Here is a 6,141-nt window from a genome sequence, read left to right on the forward strand (position 1 = left end):
TACGTGTAGATTGGAGATCGTTCTGCTTTCTGCACGATACTTCTATCATGGAAAGGAGAGCCGACATGACGGGAAAAGTAAAATGGTTCAGCGCGGATAAGGGATATGGATTTATCTCCCGCGAAGACGGCGATGATGTGTTCGTCCACTTTTCTTCGATTCAGGGTGAGGGATATAAGACGCTGAGCGAAGGACAGGAAGTGGAGTTCGACATTGTCGAGGGTGCACGCGGTCCGCAGGCGGACAATGTGGTCAAAAAGGAATAAGACAAAAAATCTGAAAAGCCCGGCTTACACAGCGGGCTTTTTCCTTTGACGATGGATGAGAAAAATCCTGGGAAAAATCTGAATTTAACGAAGTGAGCGCGATTTTTTTGCAGGTATTTTCTCCTTTATGTCGAACTAAACAGGTAAAAGAGGGAGTTCCTGCTCCCGTAGATAGAAAGGGGCTGTGTTTCATGGCTGCATTCACGATTCGAGGAAAGAATGTCGAGGTTACCCCCGCCCTGCGCGACTATGTGGAAAAGCGCGTCGGCAAGATCACGAAGTACTTCGATAATGTCGGTGAGATTGCGGTTCTGCTCTCTGTGGAAGGGAAGCATCACAAGGTGGAAGTGACTGCCCCCGTCGCACGCGGTATCCTGCTGCGCGGCGAGGAGCATTCAGAGGATATGTACAGCTCCATTGATCTGGTCATCGAGAAGCTTGAGCGTCAGATTCGCAAACAGAAAACGAAGCTTGCGCGGCGTTTCCGTCAGGGCGGGTTCAAGGCAGAGGCGGTCGAGACGTTTGCCCAGCCGATTCCGGAGGAGGATGAGCTCTACCCCGTTGTCAAGACGAAGCGTTTCACGCTCCAGCCGATGGATGTGCAGGAGGCGATCATGCAGATGAATCTCCTCAACCATCATTTCTTCGTGTTCCGCAACGCGGAGTCGGAGGAGGTCAACATTGTCTACGGGCGTCACGATGGAAAGTATGCGCTGATCGAGGTCGAAGAGGGCTGATCGCGCGATCGGATTCTGAGGAAAAGGACGGCTGCGGCCGTCCTTTTTGCTGTCCTTTTTCGACAGATGTGCTATAATGCAGCCATTGGGATAGGAGGAAACGATGCGAAGAATCTATGCCGTTCACCAGTGGGTAAGTCTGATTTGTGCGCTCTTTTTGCTGCTGCTGACGCTGACGGGGCTGCCGCTCCTCTTTCGCGGGGAGATCAATGCGTGGAACACGGTGAATATGCCGCAGAGCGGGGAGCCCATGCCGATGGCGAAGCTCTGGCAGGCACTGCCCGAAGGAGAGGCTGCGGTGCGTGCGGCGTATCCGACGAAGGATATCCTGGCAGTGACGCCGGACGACACGGATGGGACGCTCTATTTCCGCGTCGTGGAGCGCGGCGGCGCGGCAGGGCGTTCCCACATGCGCATGGGCGGCGAGCAGATCATGTACGATGTGCGTACGCATACGGCATTTGACCGCAAGGAACGCATCTATCGCTCCGAGGGTGTACAGACCTTTATGCACACGATGCACATCCTTCATGTCCGCATGGGGCTGGAGGAGGGCGGGCGTGACTTTCTCGCTCTGATGTGCGCCCTCTCGGTCGTCTCCATTGTGACGGGCATCTATCTCTATCTGCCGATGATGAAGAGCATGGCGTTCGGTACACACCGGCGCAGGACCGGCCGCGTGTTTTGGTCGGACTGGCACAAGATCACGTCGATCTTCGCGGGAACATGGGCGACGGTCATGTGCGTGAGCGGGATTGTGATCGTCCTCTACTCGGTCGGGATGCGGGACATCACCGCACGGCGCATATTGCGGCGATGGAGCATTTTGCCGCGCAGGAGCAGCAGGCGGAGACGCTCCGTCCCGCAGATGCACTGGCACGCGTCGAGGAGAGCAGCCCCGGGCGAGATGTGATCTCCATGCAGCTGCCGACGGCGTCATATCCCTTCTACGTCTTTCAGACCGCCGATCCGCCCGTGCGCGCGACGGACTTTGTACTGGGCGAACAGACCTATCTTCCAGCGGGCGGCGGCACACCGTTCACCGTCCCCGTACCGGCGTGGATGAAGGCGGCACCATTCTTCCTGAACATCCACATCCACAATCATGAGCTCCTCGCCGTAAAGATTTTCTGGGCGCTGCTGATCCTCATGACGGCGGCGATGATCGTCACGGGCATTGTGCTCTGGCTGACGCGCTGGCACAGCCGCATTGCGGCGGCTGCCGAGATCGCCGTAAAGAAACGCTCCAATGCGTCGTGGGAGGAGCCCGCACGTGTCGCATTGGTGAGCCTTGTGATCTTCATCGCGCCGATTTACGGCGGATGGGCAGGCGAGGGACTGGCACTTGTGCTCAGTGCGTACCTGATCGTGTATTTCGTACGCGCTGTGCGCAGATGATCGTTTGCCGCTGTGAGGCGGCGCTGCAGCGGGGAGGAGAACAGCGTTGACGCATCGAGGACTGACAACGGCAGAGGCGGAGGCCTCGCGCCGCATCCATGGGGCGAATGTCCTGCCGGAGCCGGCGCGGCTGACCTTCGGACAGGCATTTTTGGAGACCTTCCGCGATCCGATGATCCGCATTCTGCTCGTGATGGTTGCGCTGATGGTCGCGATGTACTTCGTCGGCTATGCGGAGATCTATGAACCGGTCGGTACGATTGTCACAGTGCTCATCGTGGCGACGGTGACCGCGCGAACGAGCCTGACGAGCGACGGCGAATACCATGCGCTGCGCGCGCGTACGGCAAAGGACAGGGCAAAACTGCGCCGCGACGGCGGACTCCATGTCCTGCCCGTGGATGAGATCGTGGTGGGCGATCTCGTCATCCTGCAGGGGGGCGACAAGATCCCCGCCGACGGCGTACTTATTGCCGGTGATCTGCGCGTGAGCAACGCGGCGCTGAACGGCGAAACGGAAGAGTGTCATAAGTGCGCCGATGCGGCTGCCGCATTTCCGGAGAAGACGACGGGGGATACCTTTGTCGATGGCACGACGCTCTTTCGCGGGAGCGTCGTCTTTGACGGCGAGGGCGTACTGAAGGTGTGCCGTGTCGGCACGGCAACCGTGATGGGGCAGATGGCGTCGGAGATGCAGGGGCGTGAGCCCGCGTCCCCGCTGCAGGTCAAGCTCGCCAAGCTCGCCGATCAGATCTCGGCATTCGGCTATATCTCGGGCATCGTGATCGTCGCGCTCTACATGATGTTCTTCGCCCTGCGCGCAGGCGGCATCGAGTCGTATATTCTCCTCGGCTGGGGACAGATCCTCGTGGACGTGATCGAGGCGGTCTCGCTCGCCATCCTCATCATCGTCTGCGCCGTGCCCGAGGGGCTGCCGCTCATGATCTCCATTGTCCTGATGCAGAATACGAGCCGCATGCTCTCGCGCGGCGTGCTCGTGCGCCGTGCCGTCGGCATCGAGACGGCGGGTGCGCTGAACATCCTCTTCAGCGACAAGACGGGGACGATCACGGGCGGGCGGCTCTCGGTGGTCGAGTTTTTTACGGCGGATGGGTCGGTCTATGGTGCCGATCTCCTCGCGGGAGAGACGGCGCTCGCGGAGCAGCTGCGGCTTGCCATCGGCAGAAACACTGCCTCCATGTACGATGAGAGCGGGACTGTCGTCGGCGGGAATCCGACCGATCAGGCGGTCATGTATGCCCTGGGGGAGAAATACTATCGTGCTCTGCAGGCGGATGAAAACGCGTGTACGGGGCAGCGGCAGACGTTCAACTCGGTGAATAAATTCAGCCAGGCAGAGCTGCCCGCGCGCGGCGTTGTCGTCTATAAGGGCGCCCCCGAGGTGCTCCTTGCCCGCGCACAGTATGCACTCAATGCGGCGGGAAATGTCGTACCCTACGATGCCGGCGCCCTGACGGAGACGATCAACGCCTACGCCGCGCGCGCCATGCGCGTCCTTGCGTTCGGGTATTCTGCATCGGCATTCTGCACGAATGAGGTGAATGCGGACACCGTGCTCATCGGCTTTGCCGCAATTCGCGACGATGTACGCCCCGAGGCGCGTGCGGCGATCGCCGAGGTGCAGGTGGCGGGCATTCAGGTCGTCATGGTGACGGGCGACCGCCGTGAGACAGCGGTCGCGATCGCACGTGATGCAGGCCTCCTGCGTGCGGACGGGGAGCTCGTTTTGACGAGCAGCGACCTCGCGCAGATGGACGATACTGCCGTGCAGCGCGTCCTGCCGCAGCTGCGCGTGATTGCGCGTGCCCTGCCGACAGACAAGTCGCGCATCGTGCGCCTCGCACAGCAGATGAATCTCGTCGTCGGCATGACGGGAGACGGGGTCAATGACTCGCCTGCCCTGCGGCGCGCCGATGTCGGCTTTGCGATGGGGAGCGGCACGGAGGCGGCGCGGGATGCGGGCGACATCGTTATCCTCGACGATAATTTCCGCTCAATCAAGGACGCGATCCTCTATGGACGCACGATCTACAACAACATCCTGAAGTTCTGCCGCTTTCAGCTCGTCATCAACATTGCCGCCGTTGTCGTCAGCGCACTCGCGCCGTTCTTCGGCATCATGGAGCCGCTGCGCGTGACGCATCTGCTCTTCATCAACCTCGTCATGGACAGTCTCGGGGCGATCATGCTCGGCAACGAGCCCGCCCATGAGAGCTATATGCACGAGAAGCCGCGCCGCCGCGACGCGAGCATCATCAGCCCCGCGATGGCGGCACAGATTCTCTGGATGGGGACGTGGCTGGTGCTGCTCAGCTTTGCCTTCCTCACACAGCCAATTTTTGCCGCATGCTTTGCAGGGCAGGCGGAGCAGTACACGGCGTACTTCCTGCTGTTCGTGCTGGCCTCGCTGATGAACGGGTTCAATGTGCGGTCGGGCGGCTTCGGCATCTTCCGCGATCTCGGGGCAAATCCGGGATTTCTGCGGGTTTGGGGCGGCATCGTCCTCATCATGGCGGCCATCATCAATGCACCGCTTCTCCCGCATGAGGTCGGCACGTGGATCGGTGCAATGTTCAGCTGCACGCCCATCCATGCAGGCGGCTGGGTGCTCGCCTTCCTCCTCGCCGCAACGATGCTTCCCGTCGACCTCCTCCGCAAGGCGATGGTACGCGGCCTGCGGTGAGGGGGGATCAGTGATTCCCTAAACGAAAGCCTCCCCCGTGGTCACGGGGAGGGGGAGAGATCACAGGGGTAGGGGCACAAGAATCCATTATCTAAAGTCGGGTACGTACTCTGTGCCGACCGCCTCCGCACCCTGCACGTAGACCTGCGTCATGCCAAGATCACGTGCGGCATCGACGACGGACTCGTACTCGAAGGTCGTGAGCCGACGGTGGAGCGGCGGGAACTCCGCCGCGCGATAGAGCGGGGTATACTGCCGCATGAGACTGAGCTGTATGCACTCACCGAACGCCTTCCAGAGACGCCGTACGAGGGCGATGCTCTCGTGACGGTGTCCCGGCAGGACGAGATGACGGACGAGGACGCCGCGCAGGAGCCGTCCGTCCGCGGCAAACTGCAGTGCGCCGACCTGCTCGACCATGGCACGGAGCGCGACAAATGCGGCCTCTGTATAGTCGGGGGCGGCAGAGTAGAGCCGTCCGCTCTCCTCCGCGTTGTACTTGAGATCGGGCAGGTAGATATCCACCACTCCCGTGAGGCATGCGATATTCTCCTCCGTCTCATAGCCGCCCGTGTTCCAGACGACAGGGAGGGTCAGCCCTTCTGATCGTGCACGCGCGAGTGCAGCGAGAATCTGCGGCGTGTAGTGCGTCGGCGTCACGAGATCGAGCGTTGCGGCGCCCTGCGCCTGCAGCGTGAGAAACGCCGCCGCAAGCTCCTCCTCCGTCATCTCTCTGCCGTGTCCCTCGTGGCTGATCTCGTAGTTCTGACAGTAGACACAGCGGAGTGTGCAGTGGGCGAAGAATACCGCCCCTGCGCCGTGCGCTCCCACGAGGCAGGGCTCCTCCCATGTGTGCAGCATCGTGCGCGCAACACGCGCCAGCCGCCCTGCGCCGCAGAACCCGCGCCCGCCTGCCGTGCGGTCGACGCCGCAGCGCCGCGGGCAGAGCGTACAGTGTTTCAGCAAATCAATCAATCGTTTCTCCTTGTATGTTGTATGTGTTGGGGGCTATGAAGTTGTTCTCTCGTGACTTTCT

General features: G+C 60.9%; 6 protein-coding genes. 5 read left to right on the forward strand and 1 reads right to left on the reverse strand.

Annotated elements, in window-relative coordinates; genetic code table 11:
* The first annotated feature begins 65 nt into the window (after positions 1-65).
* From HMPREF9166_RS09285 to HMPREF9166_RS09300, 5 genes are all read left to right on the forward strand, one after another.
* Positions 66-266 (forward strand): cold shock domain-containing protein, encoded by a 201-nt coding sequence (locus HMPREF9166_RS09285; RefSeq protein WP_006304954.1) that lies wholly within the window; start codon positions 66-68, stop codon positions 264-266.
* 191 nt (positions 267-457) lie between these two features.
* Positions 458-1,003, forward strand: coding sequence for a ribosome hibernation-promoting factor, HPF/YfiA family (hpf, locus tag HMPREF9166_RS09290; protein ID WP_006690299.1), 546 nt, complete (start codon positions 458-460; stop codon positions 1,001-1,003).
* Between the two features lie 103 nt (positions 1,004-1,106).
* Positions 1,107-1,916 (forward strand): PepSY-associated TM helix domain-containing protein, encoded by an 810-nt coding sequence (locus tag HMPREF9166_RS13150; protein WP_009753764.1) that lies wholly within the window; start codon positions 1,107-1,109, stop codon positions 1,914-1,916.
* On the forward strand, positions 1,820-2,401 hold the full coding sequence (locus tag HMPREF9166_RS13155) for a PepSY domain-containing protein (protein ID WP_254655029.1): 582 nt from the start codon (positions 1,820-1,822) through the stop codon (positions 2,399-2,401). The genes HMPREF9166_RS13150 and HMPREF9166_RS13155 overlap by 97 nt, the downstream gene beginning before the upstream one ends.
* 46 nt (positions 2,402-2,447) lie before the next feature.
* Entirely contained in the window at positions 2,448-5,105 is a 2,658-nt protein-coding gene (locus HMPREF9166_RS09300; protein ID WP_009753766.1) for a cation-transporting P-type ATPase, read from the forward strand.
* 87 nt (positions 5,106-5,192) lie between these two features.
* Here the strand turns inward: HMPREF9166_RS09300 and HMPREF9166_RS09305 are convergent, their stop codons facing one another.
* Complete coding sequence (locus HMPREF9166_RS09305; RefSeq protein ID WP_009753767.1) at positions 5,193-6,080, reverse strand: radical SAM protein; 888 nt, start codon at positions 6,078-6,080, stop codon at positions 5,193-5,195.
* Between the last annotated feature and the right edge of the window lie 61 nt (positions 6,081-6,141).

The organism is Selenomonas sp. oral taxon 149 str. 67H29BP (genome assembly GCF_000146365.1).
In the GTDB taxonomy this organism is placed as follows: domain Bacteria; phylum Bacillota; class Negativicutes; order Selenomonadales; family Selenomonadaceae; genus Centipeda; species Centipeda felix.